A 17,020-nucleotide genomic window follows, 5' to 3' on the forward strand; every position below is an offset into this window, starting at 1 on the left:
CCCTCATCGCCGTCAGGAGTCGAGCCCCCACATGTCGTACGCGCTGGAGCTGCGCCCGCAGGACCCCGCCGGTACGCACTCGCCCGAGCTGGTCTGGTCCGGCGACGGTGGTGCCGCCGTGCGCCGCACCGTCCTGCCCAACGGCGTGCGGATCCTCACCGAGTCCATGCCTGGGCTGCTCTCTGCCTCCGTGGGCTTCTGGGTGGGGGTGGGCTCGCGCGACGAGCAGCCAGGTCACCTGGGCTCCACGCACTTCCTCGAGCACCTGCTGTTCAAGGGGACCGCCCGGCGCAGCGCGCTGCAGATCGCGGAGGCCTTCGACGAGGTCGGCGGCGAGTCGAACGCCGCCACAGCCAAGGAGTCCACGTGCTACTACGCGCGGGTGCTCTCCGAGGACCTGCCCATGGCGATCGACGTCCTCGCGGACATGGTCACCGCGCCGCTGCTGGAGACCGATGAGCTCGAGCGCGAGCGCGGGGTCATCCTCGAGGAGCTGGCCATGGACCAGGACGACCCCACGGACGTGGCCTTCGAGCACTTCGTCGAGCACGTTCTGCACGGCAATCCGCTCTCGCGCCCCATCGGGGGCACGCCCGAGGAGATCACCGGGGTGGCCCGCCAGCGCGTGCTCGAGCACTGGCAGGAGCACTACCGCCCGGAGAACCTCGTGGTCACCGCCGCCGGCGGCCTGGATCACGACCGCGTGGTCGAGGAGGTGCGCGAGCGCCTGGCCCGCGCCGGCTGGGACCCCGAGGCTCCCGGCCGTCCGCGGGCCCGTCGTTCGGGGCAGCCCGACGGCCTGGCACAGCTGAGCCCCGAGTGGGGCCGTCACCTGCTGCACCGCCCGGTCGAGCAGTCCAATGTGGTGATCGGGCGCCCCGGCCTGGTCACCGGCGACGAGCGCCGTTACGTCATGACCGTGCTCAACGCCGCGCTGGGCGGGGGCATGTCGTCGCGGCTGTTCCAGGAGATCCGGGAGAAGCGCGGGCTGGCCTACAGCACGTTCTCCTTCTCCGGCTCCTACTCGGATGCGGGATACTTCGGGATGTACGCCGGCTGCGCGCCCGCGCGCACCGACGAGGTGCTGGAGCTGATGCAGGCCCAGCTCCAGGAGCTGGCCGCCGACGGCCCGGGGGAGCGCGAGCTGGCCAAGGTCGTCGGGCAGCTGGCCGGCGGGACCGTCATGGCGCTGGAGGACTCCGGTTCGCGCATGAGCCGCCTGGGCTCGGCGGAGCTGGGCATCGGCGAGTTCGTGGATCTCGAGGAGACCATGAACCGGGTCCGCTCCGTGACCGCGCAGGACGTCCAGCGCCTGGCCGCTGAGCTCGCGGAGGGCCCCGCCGTCGTGCAGGTCGTGCAGCCCCCCGACGGGCAGTGAGCCCCCGGGCAGGCGCCCGCCCGCACGGCATGCGGGACGATCACCATCCGAGCCGCCGATCGGCGGCGCAGCGAAGGAGCACAGCATGAGCGAGAACACTGCGAGCGGACTGCGCGTGGCCGTCCTGGGCGCCCACGGGCGCATGGGCTCGGAGGCCGTGAAGGCCGTCGAGGCCGCCGAGGGACTGGACCTCGTGGCGGCCATCGATCACAGCGACAGCCTGCAGGGGCTCGTGGATGCGCAGGCGGAGGTCCTGATCGACCTGACGGTGCCCGCGGCCTCGGAGGACAACGTCCGCTTCGGCGTGGAGCACGGCATCCACTGCGTCGTGGGCACGACCGGATGGGACGACGAGAAACTGGCCCGCCTGGAGCAGCTGCTGGGCGAGCACCCGGAGGTGGGCGTGCTGATCGCCCCGAACTTCTCGATCGGCGCGGTGCTGGCCATGCGCTTCTCGGCTCAGGCGGCTCGGTTCTTCGAATCGGCAGAGATCGTGGAGCTGCACCACCCGGACAAGGTCGACGCCCCGTCGGGCACCGCGGCGCGGACGGCCGCGCTGATGGCCGCCGAGCGGGAGGAGGCCGGTGTGCCCGTCTCCCCGGATGCCACCCAGACCGATCCCACGGGCGCTCGCGGGGGCGTCGTGGACGGCATCCACGTCCACTCGGTGCGCCTGCGCGGACTGGTCGCGCACCAGGAGACGCTGCTGGGCTCCGTGGGGGAGCAGCTGAGCATCCGCCACGACTCGTTCGACCGCGTGTCCTTCATGTCCGGCGTGCTGCTGGGCGTGCGCACCGTCGGGCAGCGCCCGGGGCTGACCCACGGGCTCGACGGCTACCTGGATCTGGACGCGTGAGCGCTGAGGGCGTCCGGCAGTCGCGGAGTCCGCTGCGGCGGCTGGGCTGGGTGGTGCTCGCCGCAGCGCTGCTGAGCCTGCTGCTGCTCCCGCTGCCGAGCGCGTCCAAGGTCTGGATCCTGGTGGTCGTGGCCTTCGCGGGCGTGTTCACGCTGCTCGAGGCTCGCGCCCAGGGCAAGGCGCTGGCCGCGATCATGGCAGCGCTGCTGGCCCTGTATCTGGGACTGAGCCTGCAGCGGGCGTGGATCCTGCTGAGCTCGGACGTGCTGGTCTCCAAGCTGCTCGCCGTCGGGATGATCGTCCTGCCCGTGCTCGGCGTGTGGGCGCTGGTCCGCGAGGTCGTCTTCGGATCCCGGCTAGAGGGCCTCGGCCGTCGTCTGGAGGCGGAGGGCGGACTGCCCGAGGACCTGCCGCGGCGCCCCAGCGGGCGGATCGTGCGCGAGGCCGCAGACAAGGACTTCGAGCGCTGGGCGCAGGAGGCCGAAGCCGCGCCCGGGGACTGGCGAAGCTGGTACCGGCTCGGCCTGGCCTACAGCGCCTCGGGGGACACTGCGCGCGCACGCCGGTGCATGCGCGATGCCGTGGCTCTGTCGCGAGGGCGCGCCCCGCGCGGCCCTGCCAGCACCGGTGACTGACGGAGACGGTAGGGTGGTCGCATGAGTGCGCACCACGACAAGCCCCTGTTCGGAACCCTGCTCACCGCCATGGTGACTCCGTTCCGCGCCGATGGTTCCGTGGATCTGGACTCCACCGCAGCGCTCGCGCAGCGCCTGGTGGACCAGGGCTGCGACGGCCTGGTGGTCGGCGGCACCACCGGGGAGTACTCGACCATGACGGATGACGAGCACGAGGCGGTCTTCCGCGCCGTGCGCGAGGCCGTCGGCGATCGGGCCGCCCTGGTGGCCGGTGCGGGGTCCAACGACACCGCGCACACCATGCACCTGTCCGAGCAGGCCCAGAAGGCCGGCATGGACGGGCTGCTGATCGTCACCCCGTACTACAACAAGCCCACGCAGGCCGGCGTCGTCGCGCATTTCGAGAAGGTCGCCGACTCCGTCGAGCTGCCGATCATGCTCTACGACATCCCCGGCCGCACGGGCATTCCACTGTCGGCGGACACGCTGATCCGGCTGGGCGAGCACCCCAGAATCGTCGCGGTCAAGGACGCCAAGGCGGATCTCACGGAGGCCACGCGCGTCATGGCCGAGTCCGATCTGCTGTTCTACTCCGGCGACGACGGCCTGACCGTCCCGTGGATGGCCATCGGCGCCGTGGGCCTGGTCGGCGTGACCTCGCACGTGGACACCCCGCGCTTCCGCCGGATGATCGATGCCATGCGCAGCGATGACCTGGCCACGGCCCGCGGCCTGGCCTACGAGCTGGAGCCCGTGGTCCGCGCGACCATGACCCACGTGCCCGGCGCAGTGGCCGCCAAGCAGATCCTGCACTGGCAGGGCGTGCTGCCCGGGCACACCGTGCGCCTGCCGTACGTCGAGGCCACCCAGGACGAGCTCGCCGTCATGCGCGCTGACCTGGAGGGCAGCGTCGTCCAGGACACGATCGGCGCCTGAGCCGTGCCTGCCGCTGCGCTGCAGCGAGTCGACGGCGCAGCCTGTCGGCGAACCGCGCTCCGCACCGCCCCGTCCTCGGGCGGCGGAGCGCGGACCCATGACATGAACAACTGAATGACCAGCAGCGCGAGATCGCGCTGACAACCGCACATGAAAGGGGTCACATGGTCCACTGGATCGAAGACCTGAAGGCACCGCCGTCCCTGTCCAAGGACACCCTGCGAGTCACCCCGCTGGGCGGCCTGGGCGAGGTCGGACGCAACATGACCGTGTTCGAGATCAACGGCCAGCTGCTGATCGTCGACTGCGGCGTGCTCTTCCCCGAGGAGCACCAGCCCGGCGTGGATCTGATCCTGCCGGACATCTCCCAGATCGAGGACCGCCTGGACGACGTCGTCGCGGTCGTGCTGACGCACGGCCACGAGGACCACATCGGCGCGATCCCGTACCTGCTCAAGCGCCGCCCGGACATCCCCCTGCTCGGCTCGCAGCTGACCCTGGCCCTGGTCGAGGCCAAGCTGCAGGAGCACCGCATCAAGCCGTTCATGCTCACCGTCCGCGAGGGCCAGGTGGAGAAGCTGGGCGAGTTCGAGTGCGAGTTCGTCGCCGTGAACCACTCCATCCCGGACGCCCTGGCCGTTTTCATGCGGACCAAGGGCGGCACGGTGCTGCACACGGGCGACTTCAAGATGGACCAGCTTCCTCTCGACGGCCGCATCACCGACCTGCGCCACTTCGCCCGCCTGGGAGAGGAGGGCGTGGACCTGTTCCTGACCGACTCGACCAACGCCGAGGTCCCGGGCTTCACGCCCACCGAGAAGGACATCGGGCCGGTGCTCTCCGGCGTCATCGCCAAGTCGACCCAGAAGGTCGTCGTCGCGTCGTTCTCCTCGCACGTCCACCGCGTGCAGCAGGTGCTCGACGCCGCCGTCGCGGCCAACCGCAAGGTCGTGCTGATGGGCCGGTCCATGGTGCGCAACATGGGCATCGCCGAGGAGCTCGGCTACCTGGACGTGCCCAAGGGCGTGCTGGTCGATCAGAAGAAGATCGACAACTACCGCGACGACGACATCGTCGTGATGTGCACCGGCTCCCAGGGCGAGCCCATGGCGGCGCTGTCGCGCATGGCCCGCGGCGATCACCGGGTGCAGCTGCAGGAGGGCGACACCGTCATCCTCGCCTCGTCGCTGATCCCGGGCAACGAGAACTCCGTGTTCCGCATCATCAACAGCCTCATGCGCATGGGCGCTCATGTGGTGCACAAGTCCAACGCCAAGGTCCACGTCTCCGGGCACGCCTCGGCAGGCGAGCTGCTGTACTGCTACAACATCGTCGAGCCCGAGCAGGTCATGCCGGTGCACGGCGAGGTCCGCCACCTCATGGCCAACGGCGAGCTCGCCGAGGCCACCGGCGTGCCGCCGGAGAACGTGCTGCTGATCGAGAACGGCACCAGCGTGGATATGAAGCAGGGCCGAGCGCGCATCGCCGGTCGCCGCGACATCAAGTTCGTCTACGTCGACGGCTCGTCGGTGGGCATGATCACCGAGGACGACCTCCAGGACCGCATCGTGCTCGGCGAGGAGGGCTTCGTCTCGATCGTCGTCGTGATCGACCGCAAGTCCAAGTCCGTCGTCACCGGCCCGGACGTCCACGCCCGCGGCGTGGCCGAGAACGATCGCGTGTTCGACGAGATCAAGCCCAAGATCACCGCCGCGATCGAGGACGCCCTCAAGGACAAGCGCGAGCACACCACGCACCAGCTGCAGCAGACGGTGCGCCGCACGATCGGCCCGTGGGTGGGGCGCAAGCTGCGCCGCAAGCCCATGATCGTCCCGGTCGTGCTGGAGGCGGACCGGAGCTGATCCCGGCCGCCGCCCCGTGATCACCGGGCGGTCAGGCCACACCGCGGCCCGCAGACGAGCCATCGTCTGCGGGCCGTCGACTACCCTGGGGGCCATGGCGACTCGTACTTCCCCCGCCCGCAAGGGCGCCTCGACGTCGCGCGGCTCTGGCTCCAGGCCCAAGAGCGGATCCTCCAAGTCCCCCCGCGCCACGTCCTCCAGCTCCCGCGCAGCAGGCCCCGGCGCCGGCGAGCGCATCCTCGATGCCCTCCTCGGGCTCTGGCTGTGGTGCGCCCACCTGGTCGGCGGCGCCGTGCGCCGCATCGGCACCGTGCGCACCGATATGGAGCCCCAGGACCGTCGCGACGGCGGGGCCCTGGTGCTGCTGTGCCTGGCCGCGGCGATCGCCGTGGTCGAGTGGTGGAGCCTCTACGACTCCGGCGTGCCCGTGCTGGGTGCCGCCGCCTCGGGCATCCACGTGGTGGTCGCCGGGCTGATCGGCTGGGCGGCTCTCGTGCTGCCGCTGGCTCTGGGCGGCTTCGCCCTGCGGATCTTCCGCCGTCCCGCGCCCACCCCGCCGAACAACCGGATCGCGCTGGGCCTGAGCCTGGCGCTGCTGGCGGCCAGCGGGATCGCCCACGTGCTGGGCGGCTCGCCGGGCGTCGCGGATTCCTTCCAGGCCCGCCTCACCGCCGGCGGAGCCATCGGCTACCTGATGGCCGGCCCGCTGGGCGGGGTCATCACGCCCTTGGGCGCCGCGATCGTCTGCGCGCTGCTGCTGGCGATCTGCGTCCTGATCATCACCGGGACCCCGCTGTCGCAGATCGGCCCGCGCCTGGGCGCAGCCTGGCGGACTCTGGTGGGGGAGTCGGAGCCCCACAGGCGTGCGGGCACCGACCTCTCGGCGCAGGAGCACGACCGCTCCTACCTCGATGACCGCCAGTCCGAGCCCGAGTCCCGTGCGGCCCGCCGAGCTCGCAAGCGGCAGGAGAAGCAGGACGCGCAGCGCCGAGCCGAGCTGGACTCCTACCACGGCGACGAGGCCTTCGAGACGGCCGTGCTGCCGGACGGTCCCGAGGGGCAGGAGGCCGAGCAGCAGCCCCGACGTTCGAGCCGTCGCCCAGCGGCGCGGGACACGGGCGAGAGCTTCGTCTACGACGTCGAGTCCGGAGAGGCGCCGAGCCCCCAGGAGGATTCCTCGGCCGCGGCTGCCGCTTCCCAGGAGGAGCGCCCGCGTCCGGGGCAGAAGCGCCCCACCCGCGATCAGGAGGCCGCGCGCAGACTGCTGGCGGAGCAGGGACTCGAGCCCGGCGGCGCGGCGGCCTCCGCCGCCTCGGACACCGTGGCCGGCTCCGGCTCCTCCGCGCTCGTGGACGACCAGGGCCTCGACGAGCACGAGCCCGTCATGGGCCGAGCGGTCGTGCGCCGGGCGGAGACTCCGGTCGAGCCCATCCCGGCGCGCACCGAGCAGCTGCAGCTCGAGGGCGATGTCGCCTACACGCTTCCGGACCCGTCCTCGCTCGTGCTGGGCCCGCCGTCCAAGGAGCGCTCGGAGGCCAACGACGCCGTCGTGGCCGCGCTGACCAGCGTGCTGGAGCAGTTCAAGGTCGACGCCGAGGTCACCGGGTTCTCCCGAGGCCCCACGGTCACCCGCTACGAGATCGAGCTGGGTGCCGGCACCAAGGTCGAGCGCGTCACGGCGCTGTCCAAGAACATCTCCTATGCGGTCGCCTCGGCGGACGTGCGCATCCTCTCGCCGATCCCCGGCAAGTCCGCCATCGGCATCGAGATCCCGAACACCGACCGCGAGACCGTCGCCCTGGGCGACGTCCTGCGCTCGCAGGCCGCGCGCAAGAACGATCACCCCATGGTCATGGGCGTGGGCAAGGACGTCGAGGGCGGCTTCGTCGTGGCGAACCTGGCCAAGATGCCGCACATGCTCGTGGCCGGTGCCACCGGCGCGGGCAAGTCGTCGTTCGTGAACTCCATGATCGTCTCGCTGCTCATGCGGGCCACCCCGGATGAGGTCCGCCTGGTGATGGTCGACCCCAAGCGCGTGGAGCTGACCGCCTACGAGGGCGTGCCGCACCTGATCACCCCGATCATCACGAACCCCAAGAAGGCCGCCGAGGCGCTGCAGTGGGTCGTGCGGGAGATGGATGCCCGCTACGACGACCTCTCGCGCTACGGCTACAAGCACATCGACGACTTCAACAAGGGCGTGCGCGCGGGCAAGGTCCAGCCCGAGCCGGGCTCCAAGCGCGTCATCCGCCCGTACCCCTACCTGCTGGTGATCGTGGACGAGCTCGCGGACCTGATGATGGTCGCTCCTCGCGATGTCGAGGACTCGATCGTGCGCATCACCCAGCTGGCGCGCGCGGCCGGCATCCACCTGGTGCTGGCCACCCAGCGCCCGTCGGTGGATGTGGTCACGGGCCTGATCAAGGCCAACGTGCCCTCGCGCATGGCGTTCGCGACCTCCTCGGTCACGGATTCCCGCGTGGTCCTGGACCAGCCCGGTGCGGAGAAGCTGATCGGACAGGGCGACGCCCTGTTCCTGCCTATGGGCGCCTCCAAGCCCATGCGCGTGCAGGGCGCGTGGGTCGCGGAGTCCGAGATCCACGACGTCGTCGAGCACGTGAAGTCGCAGATGCAGACGCACTACCGCGACGACGTCATCCAGGAGCAGCCCAAGAAGCAGATCGACGAGGACATCGGGGACGATCTGGACGTCCTGCTGCAGGCGGTCGAGCTCGTGGTCACCACGCAGTTCGGCTCGACCTCCATGCTGCAGCGCAAGCTGCGCGTGGGCTTCGCCAAGGCCGGACGGCTCATGGACCTGATGGAGTCCCGCGGGGTGGTGGGCCCGTCGGAGGGCTCCAAGGCCCGCGACGTCCTGGTGGGTCCGGACGACCTGGCCGCCACCCTGGCCGTCATCCGCGGCGAGGAGCCCCCCACCGCGGCCGAGCCCGCCCCGGCGCATCCGCATCAGGGCACCGGCGGCTCCGGTGAGATCGCGTCCTCCGGCGTCGACGCCCTGGACGACTCGGACGTCGAGGCCGCCGCCGAGTACCACGACGACGCGGACGAGGAGTCCAGCCAGGACGCCTGGCAGCTCACCGGCCGCTGAGCCGAGCCTCCGGCGCTGTGCCGTCCGCGACGACGACGCGCCGGAGGCCTCATCGCACGCAGACCGACGCGGCGCATCGCGCGCCGCAGGACAGGAGCACTTCATGACCGCAGCGGCCGATCAGGGCGGACGCCCCGCTCCGTCCAACTGGAACCTGCCCAATGCGCTGACCACGCTGCGGATCGTCATGGTCCCGTTCTTCGTGTGGTTCGCCGTGCTAGGCGGCTCGTTCGGCGAGGCCTCGCTGGGGTGGCGCTGGGCGGCCGTGGGCGTGTTCGGCCTGGCCATGTTCACCGACAAGCTCGACGGCGACATCGCCCGCGCCCGCGGGCTGATCACCTCGTTCGGCAAGATCGCCGATCCGATCGCGGACAAGCTGCTCACGGGGGCCGCGTTCATCGTCCTGTCGGCCATGGGCGAGCTGTGGTGGTGGGTCACGATCGTGATCCTGGTCCGCGAGTGGGGCATCACCGTCATGCGCTTCGCCGTGATCCGCTACGGCGTGATGGCCGCCTCGAAGGGCGGCAAGCTCAAGACCGTCCTGCAGACCATCGCGCTGCTGTTCCTGCTCATCCCGCTCGTTCCCGTGGTGGGTCAGTGGTGGCCCTGGATCGGCTGGTTCTTCATGGGCCTGGCCACGATCGTCACCGTGGTCACCGGCGTGGACTACCTGGTGAAGGCGTACCAGCTGCGCCGCGATTGCCTGGCGGCCGGCAAGCCCGTGGACAACAGCTGATGAGCGACCCCAGGGAATCGCCCGTGGACACGGCGAACACGACGAGCGGCACCGCCGCGGACGGCGCGCGTCCGTCGGGGGCCGATGAGGCTCTGGCCGAGGAGACCGTCGAATCGCTGGCCTCCCGTGCGGTGCGCGCGGCCTCGGCGGCCGGGCTGAGCCTGGGCACCGCCGAGTCGCTGACCGGGGGCGCCCTGGCCGCCGCGATCGTCTCCGTCCCCGGGGCCTCGGCGGCCTTCGAGGGCTCGGTCGTGTCCTACTCGCACGCGGTCAAGCAGCGGGTGCTGGGCGTGGAGGCGCAGCTGCTCGAGCGCACCGGGGCCGTCAGCGCCGAGGTGGCCGAGGCGATGGCTTCCGGCGCGCGGACCGCGCTGGGCATCGACGTCGCCGTGTCCACCACCGGAGTGGCCGGGCCGGAGCCGCACGACGGGCAGCCCGTGGGGACGGTGTGGCTCGGTGCCGCCGGTCCTCGCGGGCTCAGCTCCCGGCTGCTGCGGCTCGAGGGCGATCGGGAGCAGATCCGCCGCCTGAGCGTGCGGGCCGCCCTGGAGATGCTCGTGGAGATCCTGGGCGCCTCCCAGTGAACTCCTAGCCGAACGGCCGTCGAGCACGGAACAATGGAGTCCTGTCGGCGGTTGCACCCACCGACGGCCCAGAGAGGGCCATCCGGGCCCGGTCAGCGACCGGTTCGGACAACGCGGAGGCCTCGTCCTCTGCACGACCGAGGAGCCACATCATCACCACCACCAAGACCCCTGTGTCCGTCAACGGAATCATTCGCTGGAAGGACATGGACCAGACTTCGGCGCGGAAGACGGAGGCCGCTGAGCCCCGTCCCGTCGTGCTGCGTCAGGAGATCGGTGAGGTCCTGCGCTCGATCCGTCAGCGGCAGGGCCGCACTCTGCGCGAGGTCTCGCACTCCGCGCGCGTCTCGCTCGGCTACCTGTCGGAGGTGGAGCGCGGGCAGAAGGAGGCGTCCTCCGAGCTGCTCGCCTCGATCTGCGCCGCACTCGACATCCCCGTGTCGGCCATGCTGCGCGAGGTCGCCGATCACATCGCCGAGCTCGAGGGCAACTTCGCCCCGGACACGGTGCCGGCGGAGCTGCACGAGGAGTTCGGCTCGAGCTTCGCGGGGACCGTCCAGGCCTCCTGAGGCCCAGCGCCTCCCGCGGCGACCCGACTGGTCGCCGCCCCATGACCAGCTGCAGGGCCCGGTGCCGACAACGGCGCCGGGCCCTGCGCCGTGCCGGACCCGTCGGCTGTCCGGCTCGGATCCGATCTGAAGAGGAGCGATCGCCCGCATGCGCGTGAGCAGGTTCAACGAGATGGTCGTCCACGAGTTCGGACAGGCGCAGGGCCGGATCCTGGTGCGCGACACCGTGCTGGGGGAGCTCGGCCACCGAACCGCCGAGCAGGCACTGGCCGACGGCGAGGATCCCAAGCTCGTCTGGTTCGCGCTGTGCCGCGAGCAGCAGGTCCCCGAGTCCCGGCAGTGGGGACCGGACCGGGAGCCGCGCTCCTGAAGCGGACCCGTCGCGACACGCGCAGGTCCGCTGCATTCGAAGAGGTGTTCGAATCGGCTATCGTGGGGCCTGCGCCCGCAGGGTCGCCGCCTCCGGCCGCATCTCGGTGTGCTGAGGCGGCGCCGGCGGGCCCCGCAGGCTCCACAGCTGCTGGTCGCAGGCCCCTTCGGGACGGCTGATCGGCAGCCCCCACGGTCCGTCTTGTGCTGTCGGACCCCGTCCATACGTTGGTGCGCAGCAGCACCGTCGGGCCCCTCATCGAGCGGACCCGCCCCCACGATCCACGCGAGGTGAATGATGGCTCCCAAGAAGTCCGCAGCTTCGGCTGCCTCCGGCGGCTCGGACCGCGAGCAGGCGCTCGAGACCGTCCTGGCCCAGATCGACAAGAGCTACGGCAAGGGCTCGGTCATGAAGCTGGGCGAGCGCCCGGCGCAGAAGGTGGAGGTCATCCCCACCGGCTCGATCGCCCTGGACGTGGCCCTCGGCACCGGCGGCTTCCCGCGCGGACGCGTCGTGGAGATCTACGGCCCGGAGTCCTCCGGCAAGACCACGGTGGCCCTGCACGCGGTGGCCAGCGTCCAGCGCGCCGGCGGCATCGCGGCCTTCATCGATGCCGAGCACGCCCTGGACCCGGTCTACGCCCAGAAGCTCGGCGTGGACATCGACAACCTCCTGGTCTCCCAGCCGGACACCGGCGAGCAGGCGCTCGAGATCATGGACATGCTGGTCGGCTCCGGCTCGATCGACATCGTCGTGGTGGACTCCGTGGCGGCGCTGGTGCCCAAGGCGGAGATCGAGGGTGAGATGGGCGATTCGCACGTGGGCCTGCAGGCCCGCCTGATGTCGCAGGCGCTGCGCAAGATCACCGGTCGCCTGTCCAATTCGAACACCACCGCGATCTTCATCAACCAGCTGCGCGAGAAGATCGGCGTCATGTTCGGCTCGCCGGAGACCACCACGGGCGGCAAGGCGCTGAAGTTCTACGCCTCCGTGCGCGTGGACGTGCGCCGCATCGAGACCCTCAAGGACGGTGCGAACCCCGTGGGCAACCGCACCCGCGCCAAGATCGTCAAGAACAAGATGGCCCCGCCGTTCAAGCAGGCCGAGTTCGACATCCTCTACGGCCAGGGCATCTCCACCGAGGGCGGCCTGATCGACCTGGGCGTGGAGCAGGGCATCGTCAAGAAGTCCGGCGCCTGGTACACGTACGAGGGCGACCAGCTCGGACAGGGCAAGGAGAACTCGCGCCGGTTCCTCAAGGACAACCCGGAGCTGGCCGAGGAGATCGAGCAGCGCCTGCTGGTCAAGCTCGGCATCGTCGAGGACCCGAACGAGGAGGTCGACCAGGAGGCGATCGCCACCGCGGGCATCGATGCCCCGCTGGGCGGCGACTCCGAGAAGGCCCCGGCGGACGCCGCCTTCTGAGCGGCTGCCGACCTGATGCGCTGAGCCAGCCCCCGCCGCCCGCTCGGGCAGCGGGGGCTGCTCGCCTCAGATCCGAGCTCGTGCCTGTCCACAGCGCGATGACGGTGCTGCGCCAGGCCCCAGCCCGCTGACCGGAGATCGCACGGGCCAGAGACCCATCTGACCGGAGATCGCACGGGCCAGAGACCCTGCAGACCAGAGACACAGCTCAGGAGCGCCGATTTTCGTGGACCCAGACGACCTGCCCGTGCAGGACAGCGACCAGCTGCCGCAGGACACGCTGGCGGATGAGCTCGGCGAGTCGGACTACGACCGCCGCCGTCTCAGAGCCCAGCAGCGCGCCCGCCGCATGGGGCGTGCCGTGCGCAGCGACCGCGACATGCCCTCGGATCCCACGGAGGCCGCTGAGCAGCAGGAGCAGCTGCATGAGACGGCGCGCGCCATCGTGCTGCGCCAGCTCACCGCCTCGGCCAAGTCGCGCCAGCAGCTCGAGGACAAGCTCGCGGACAAGGACATCCCGGAGTCCGTGGCACGGGCGGTGCTCGATCGCTTCGAGCAGGTCGAGCTCGTGGACGATCAGGCCTTCGCGCAGTCCTACGTCCGGCAGCGGGCGGAGACCCGCAAGCTGGCCCGCCCGGCCCTGCGCATGGAGCTGCAGCGCAAGGGCGTGGACCGGGACCTCGTCGAGCAGGCCCTCGCCCAGCGCACCGATGACGACGAGCGGGCGGATGCCGTGGAGCTCACGCGCCGCAAGCTGCCGTCGGGTCCGGCGCTTCAGGCGCAGCTGGCAGATCGCGAGGCCAAGCAGAAGCTCATCCGCCGCATGGTCTCCGCCCTGGCGCGCAAGGGCTACGCCCCGGGGCTGGCCTTCGAGGTCGTGCGCGGCGTGCTGGACGACCACGGCGCCGGCGATGACGGCCTGCTCGAGGAGCCGGAGAGCCTCTGAGGAGGAGGGCCTCGGCTCGGGTGCAACGGGGGAGCGGGAGATTTGACCGGCTCACTATCCTTGTCGCGTGACTCCCCGCCTCGATACCGCCCAGACCGGCCCCTCCACGCTCGCCCCCGAGATCCCCGTGCTCGAGGCGCCGCGCTCCTATGAGGTGCGCACCTTCGGCTGCCAGATGAACGTCCACGACTCCGAGCGGATCTCCGGGATGCTCGAGACCGCCGGCTACGTCCCCGCCCAGCCGGAGGACGAGCCGGATCTCATCGTGTTCAACACCTGCGCGGTGCGCGAGAACGCCGACAACAAGCTCTACGGCAACCTCTCCCAGCTCGTCGGACCCAAGAAGCGCAACGAGCGCATGCAGGTGGCTGTGGGCGGATGCCTGGCGCAGAAGGACCAGGATCGGATCCTGGAGACCTCTCCGGTCGTCGACGTCGTGTTCGGAACCCACAACATCGGCTCCCTGCCGACCCTGCTCGAGCGCGCTCGGCACAACGAGGACGCGCAGATCGAGATCCTCGAGTCGCTGGAGACCTTCCCGTCGGCGCTGCCGACCAAGCGGGACCAGGCCTACGCGGGCTGGGTCTCGATCTCGGTGGGCTGCAACAACACGTGCACGTTCTGCATCGTGCCGTTGCTGCGCGGCAAGGAGGAGGACCGTCGGCCCGGCGACATCCTGGCCGAGGTCCAGGCGCTCGTGGATCAGGGCGCGGTCGAGGTCACCCTGCTGGGGCAGAACGTGAACTCCTACGGCGTCTCCTTCGGCGACCGCCAGGCCTTCTCCAAGCTGCTGCGCGCCTGCGGGCAGATCGAGGGGCTGGAGCGCGTGCGCTTCACCTCCCCGCATCCGGCCGCCTTCACCGACGACGTCATCGACGCCATGGCCGAGACCCCCAATGTCATGCCGCAGCTGCACATGCCGCTGCAGTCCGGGTCGGATCGGGTGCTCAAGGACATGCGCCGGTCCTACCGCTCCGCCAGGTTCCTGCGGATCCTGGAGAAGGTCCGCGAGCAGATCCCGCACGCTGCGATCACCACCGACATCATCGTGGGCTTCCCTGGTGAGACCGAGGAGGACTTCCAGGACACTCTCGACGTCGTCGAGCGCTCCCGGTTCTCCTCGGCCTTCACCTTCCAGTACTCCGTGCGCCCGGGCACTCCGGCAGGAGAGCGCGAGGACCAGCTGCCCAAGGAGGTCGTCCAGCACCGCTACGAGCGCCTGGTGGCCCTGCAGGACCGGATCGCCGCCGAGGAGAACGAGCAGCTGGTGGGCCGCACCCTCGAGCTGCTGGTCACCGCGGACACGGGGCGCAAGTCCGAGGCCACCCACCGCCTCTCGGGGCGCGCACCCGACCAGCGCCTAGTCCACTTCTCGGTGCCCGAGGGCGAGCAGGCCCCGCGCCCGGGTGACTTCGTGACCGTGCCCGTGACCCGGGCGGCCGCCTATCACCTGATCGCCGATCCGCAGCCAGGCCAGTACCGGCTGCGCCGCTCGCGCGGCGGGGATGCCTGGGAGCGCGAGCAGGCCGCCTCCTGCGCAGCGCCGAGCGGCGGTGCCGCCGGCGGCGCGGGCGGTGCGGTGAGCCTCGGCATGCCGTCACTGCCCGTGCGCGGAGCGTGAGCGCAGCGCCTCAGGTCCCGGCGGGCCAGATGCCGGTCGTCGGGATCGTCGGGCCCACCGGGACCGGCAAGTCGGACCTGGCGATCGCCCTGGCCCAGCGCCTGGACGGGGAGGTCGTCAACGCCGACTCCATGCAGTTCTACCGAGGCATGGACATCGGCACCGCCAAGGTCACGGAGGCTCAGCGCCGGGGGGTCCCGCACCATCTCCTGGACATCCTGGACGTGCACCAGGAGGCCTCGGTGGCCCGCTTCCAGCGCGCAGCCCGGGAGTGCTTCGAGGACATCCGCTCGCGCCGTCGCGTGCCGATCCTGGTGGGCGGCTCGGGCCTCTACGTGCGCGCCGCGCTCGATGAGATCGAGTTCCCCGGCACCGACCCGCAGGTCCGCGCTCGCCTGATGCAGGAGCTGCAGGACCACGGCGAGGGGCCGCTGCGCCGACGGCTGCAGGAGGCCGATCCTGCCTCCGCCCAGCGCGTGCACGACGACCGCCGCCTCATCCGGGCGCTCGAGGTCCTGGAGGTCACCGGGCGGCCGTTCACGTCGTTCATGCCCACGCGCACGTATCACCAGCCTGCCGTGCAGATCGGTCTGGACACCGATCGCGCCGTGCTGCATCAGCGCCTGGCCGATCGCGTGCAGGCCATGGCCGAGGCCGGTCTGGAGGGCGAGGTCGCGCGCCTGCTGCCGCTCGGACTGCTCGAGAGCCCCACCGCAGGTCGTGCGCTGGGCTATCCGCAGTTCGCCGACGTCGTGCTCGGGCGCACCGATCGCGCACAGGCCATCGAGGCCACGACCGTGGCCACCCGCCAGTTCGCCCGACGCCAGCTCACCTGGTTCCGCGGCGATCAGCGCGTGCACTGGCTCGAGGCCGGTGCCGAGGACCTCGTGGAGCAGGCCCAGCGGATCCTCAGCGCGGACTAGCATGCTGGGGTGGACGCCCGCACACCGACCCAGGAGGACGACCCCGTGACTTCCGAGACCACCACCGAGACCGCTTCCGCGCAGGAGGCCCCGTCGGTCTTCGGCGAGCTCAGCGGGATGGAGTTCCTCAAGGGCCACGGCACGGGCAATGACTTCGTGCTCGTGGTGGACCCGGACGGGCAGCTGCTGCTGGGCGATGACGTGGTCCGACGGGCCTGCGACCGCCACCAGGGCATCGGCGGCGACGGCTTCATCCGCCTCATCCGCTCCTCGGCGCTGCCCGAGGGCCGCGAGCTGCTCGAGCAGGACCCGTCGGCCGAGTGGTTCATGGACTACCGCAACGGCGACGGCTCGATCGCCGAGATGTGCGGCAACGGCGTGCGCGTGTTCGTCCGGGCGCTGCTGCAGCAGGGACTGGTGGATCTGGGGGAGGGCGCCATGCTGCGCATCGGCACCCGCGGCGGCCTCAAGACGGTCGCCGCCACGCCCGACGGCTTCGCAGTGGACATGGGGCCGTGGGGATTCATCGACGGCGACCGGGCGCGCGAGCGGGGCTCCGACGCCGTCGTGACGGCCCAGGGCCTGAAGGTCCCTCGTCCGGGGGTCTCGATCACCATGGGCAACCCGCACACCGTGGTGGCGCTGGCCGAGGGCGAGAAGCTCGATCACCTGCAGCTGTGGACCCAGCCGGAGGTGAGCCCCACGCCTCCCGACGGCACCAATGTGGAGTTCGTGGTCCCGGCCGACGACGAGGGCGACGGCATCGGCCGGCTGCGCATGCGCGTCCACGAGCGCGGGGTGGGGGAGACCCAGTCCTGCGGCACCGGGGCCTGCGCCGCCGCGGCCGCGACGCGGTTCTGGGCGGGGGCCTCGGCACCCGATGAGTACCTGGTCCAGGTGCCCGGCGGCATCGTCTCGGCGACCTTCGTGCCCGGGCCGGACGGCGCCGAGCATGTGGTGCTGGCCGGACCGGCAGAGATCGTGGCGCGCGGCGTCTTCGCCTGAGGCGCCCTCAGCGGGTTGCACGGGCGGCCGAATCTGCCCTGGACACGGCTCGACGAGCAGCGTCC

15 protein-coding genes are annotated in these 17,020 nt (G+C 71.1%); all 15 read left to right on the plus strand.

Features of this window, described 5'->3' with window-relative positions:
* Positions 1-31 precede the first annotated feature (31 nt).
* Positions 32-1,378, plus strand: a complete 1,347-nt coding sequence (locus QSJ40_RS10480; RefSeq protein ID WP_006214492.1) for a M16 family metallopeptidase — start codon at positions 32-34, stop codon at positions 1,376-1,378.
* Between the two features lie 85 nt (positions 1,379-1,463).
* The gene (gene dapB, locus QSJ40_RS10485) at positions 1,464-2,234 is read left to right on the plus strand and encodes a 4-hydroxy-tetrahydrodipicolinate reductase (protein WP_024290161.1); all 771 of its coding nucleotides are present in this window, start codon (positions 1,464-1,466) and stop codon (positions 2,232-2,234) included.
* Positions 2,231-2,869 (plus strand): tetratricopeptide repeat protein, encoded by a 639-nt coding sequence (locus tag QSJ40_RS10490; RefSeq protein WP_285730778.1) that lies wholly within the window; start codon positions 2,231-2,233, stop codon positions 2,867-2,869. The genes dapB and QSJ40_RS10490 overlap by 4 nt, the downstream gene beginning before the upstream one ends.
* A 21-nt stretch (positions 2,870-2,890) precedes the next feature.
* Positions 2,891-3,805, plus strand: coding sequence for a 4-hydroxy-tetrahydrodipicolinate synthase (dapA, locus tag QSJ40_RS10495; protein ID WP_285730780.1), 915 nt, complete (start codon positions 2,891-2,893; stop codon positions 3,803-3,805).
* A 164-nt stretch (positions 3,806-3,969) separates the two neighbouring features.
* On the plus strand, positions 3,970-5,667 hold the full coding sequence (locus QSJ40_RS10500; RefSeq protein WP_285730782.1) for a ribonuclease J: 1,698 nt from the start codon (positions 3,970-3,972) through the stop codon (positions 5,665-5,667).
* Positions 5,668-5,761: 94 nt separating this feature from the next.
* Entirely contained in the window at positions 5,762-8,776 is a 3,015-nt protein-coding gene (locus QSJ40_RS10505) for an FtsK/SpoIIIE family DNA translocase (protein WP_285730785.1), read from the plus strand.
* A 103-nt stretch (positions 8,777-8,879) separates the two neighbouring features.
* Positions 8,880-9,512: a CDP-diacylglycerol--glycerol-3-phosphate 3-phosphatidyltransferase gene (gene pgsA, locus QSJ40_RS10510; protein WP_259872729.1), complete on the plus strand. Its 633-nt coding sequence runs from the start codon at positions 8,880-8,882 to the stop codon at positions 9,510-9,512.
* A complete protein-coding gene (locus QSJ40_RS10515; RefSeq protein ID WP_285730794.1) occupies positions 9,512-10,096 on the plus strand; it encodes a CinA family protein in 585 nt (194 codons plus the stop codon). The genes pgsA and QSJ40_RS10515 overlap by 1 nt, the downstream gene beginning before the upstream one ends.
* Positions 10,097-10,302: 206 nt before the next feature.
* Positions 10,303-10,665 (plus strand): helix-turn-helix domain-containing protein, encoded by a 363-nt coding sequence (locus QSJ40_RS10520; RefSeq protein WP_051452693.1) that lies wholly within the window; start codon positions 10,303-10,305, stop codon positions 10,663-10,665.
* A 148-nt stretch (positions 10,666-10,813) separates the two neighbouring features.
* Positions 10,814-11,035, plus strand: coding sequence for a DUF3046 domain-containing protein (locus QSJ40_RS10525; protein WP_259872366.1), 222 nt, complete (start codon positions 10,814-10,816; stop codon positions 11,033-11,035).
* 297 nt (positions 11,036-11,332) lie between these two features.
* A complete protein-coding gene (gene recA, locus QSJ40_RS10530; RefSeq protein WP_006214503.1) occupies positions 11,333-12,460 on the plus strand; it encodes a recombinase RecA in 1,128 nt (375 codons plus the stop codon).
* A gap of 226 nt (positions 12,461-12,686) precedes the next feature.
* On the plus strand, positions 12,687-13,406 hold the full coding sequence (locus tag QSJ40_RS10535; protein WP_285730799.1) for a regulatory protein RecX: 720 nt from the start codon (positions 12,687-12,689) through the stop codon (positions 13,404-13,406).
* A gap of 127 nt (positions 13,407-13,533) precedes the next feature.
* The gene (gene miaB, locus QSJ40_RS10540; RefSeq protein WP_502875254.1) at positions 13,534-15,027 is read left to right on the plus strand and encodes a tRNA (N6-isopentenyl adenosine(37)-C2)-methylthiotransferase MiaB; all 1,494 of its coding nucleotides are present in this window, start codon (positions 13,534-13,536) and stop codon (positions 15,025-15,027) included.
* Positions 15,028-15,056: 29 nt separating this feature from the next.
* Positions 15,057-15,950: a tRNA (adenosine(37)-N6)-dimethylallyltransferase MiaA gene (gene miaA / locus QSJ40_RS10545; protein WP_285730860.1), complete on the plus strand. Its 894-nt coding sequence runs from the start codon at positions 15,057-15,059 to the stop codon at positions 15,948-15,950.
* A 117-nt stretch (positions 15,951-16,067) separates the two neighbouring features.
* Positions 16,068-16,955: a diaminopimelate epimerase gene (dapF, locus tag QSJ40_RS10550; protein WP_051452774.1), complete on the plus strand. Its 888-nt coding sequence runs from the start codon at positions 16,068-16,070 to the stop codon at positions 16,953-16,955.
* The last annotated feature ends 65 nt before the right edge of the window (positions 16,956-17,020 follow it).

Source organism: Kocuria sp. NBRC 114282 (assembly GCF_030268385.1).
In the GTDB taxonomy this organism is placed as follows: Bacteria; Actinomycetota; Actinomycetes; order Actinomycetales; family Micrococcaceae; genus Kocuria; species Kocuria palustris.

Coding starts and splice junctions, on each gene's coding strand:
- QSJ40_RS10480 (WP_006214492.1), top strand. CDS start 32: ATGTCGTACGCGCTGGAGCTGCGCCCGCAGGACCCCGCCGGTACGCAC.
- dapB (WP_024290161.1), top strand. CDS start 1,464: ATGAGCGAGAACACTGCGAGCGGACTGCGCGTGGCCGTCCTGGGCGCC.
- dapA (WP_285730780.1), top strand. CDS start 2,891: ATGAGTGCGCACCACGACAAGCCCCTGTTCGGAACCCTGCTCACCGCC.
- QSJ40_RS10500 (WP_285730782.1), top strand. CDS start 3,970: ATGGTCCACTGGATCGAAGACCTGAAGGCACCGCCGTCCCTGTCCAAG.
- QSJ40_RS10505 (WP_285730785.1), top strand. CDS start 5,762: ATGGCGACTCGTACTTCCCCCGCCCGCAAGGGCGCCTCGACGTCGCGC.
- pgsA (WP_259872729.1), top strand. CDS start 8,880: ATGACCGCAGCGGCCGATCAGGGCGGACGCCCCGCTCCGTCCAACTGG.
- QSJ40_RS10515 (WP_285730794.1), top strand. CDS start 9,512: ATGAGCGACCCCAGGGAATCGCCCGTGGACACGGCGAACACGACGAGC.
- QSJ40_RS10520 (WP_051452693.1), top strand. CDS start 10,303: ATGGACCAGACTTCGGCGCGGAAGACGGAGGCCGCTGAGCCCCGTCCC.
- QSJ40_RS10525 (WP_259872366.1), top strand. CDS start 10,814: ATGCGCGTGAGCAGGTTCAACGAGATGGTCGTCCACGAGTTCGGACAG.
- recA (WP_006214503.1), top strand. CDS start 11,333: ATGGCTCCCAAGAAGTCCGCAGCTTCGGCTGCCTCCGGCGGCTCGGAC.
- miaA (WP_285730860.1), top strand. CDS start 15,057: ATGCCGGTCGTCGGGATCGTCGGGCCCACCGGGACCGGCAAGTCGGAC.
- dapF (WP_051452774.1), top strand. CDS start 16,068: ATGGAGTTCCTCAAGGGCCACGGCACGGGCAATGACTTCGTGCTCGTG.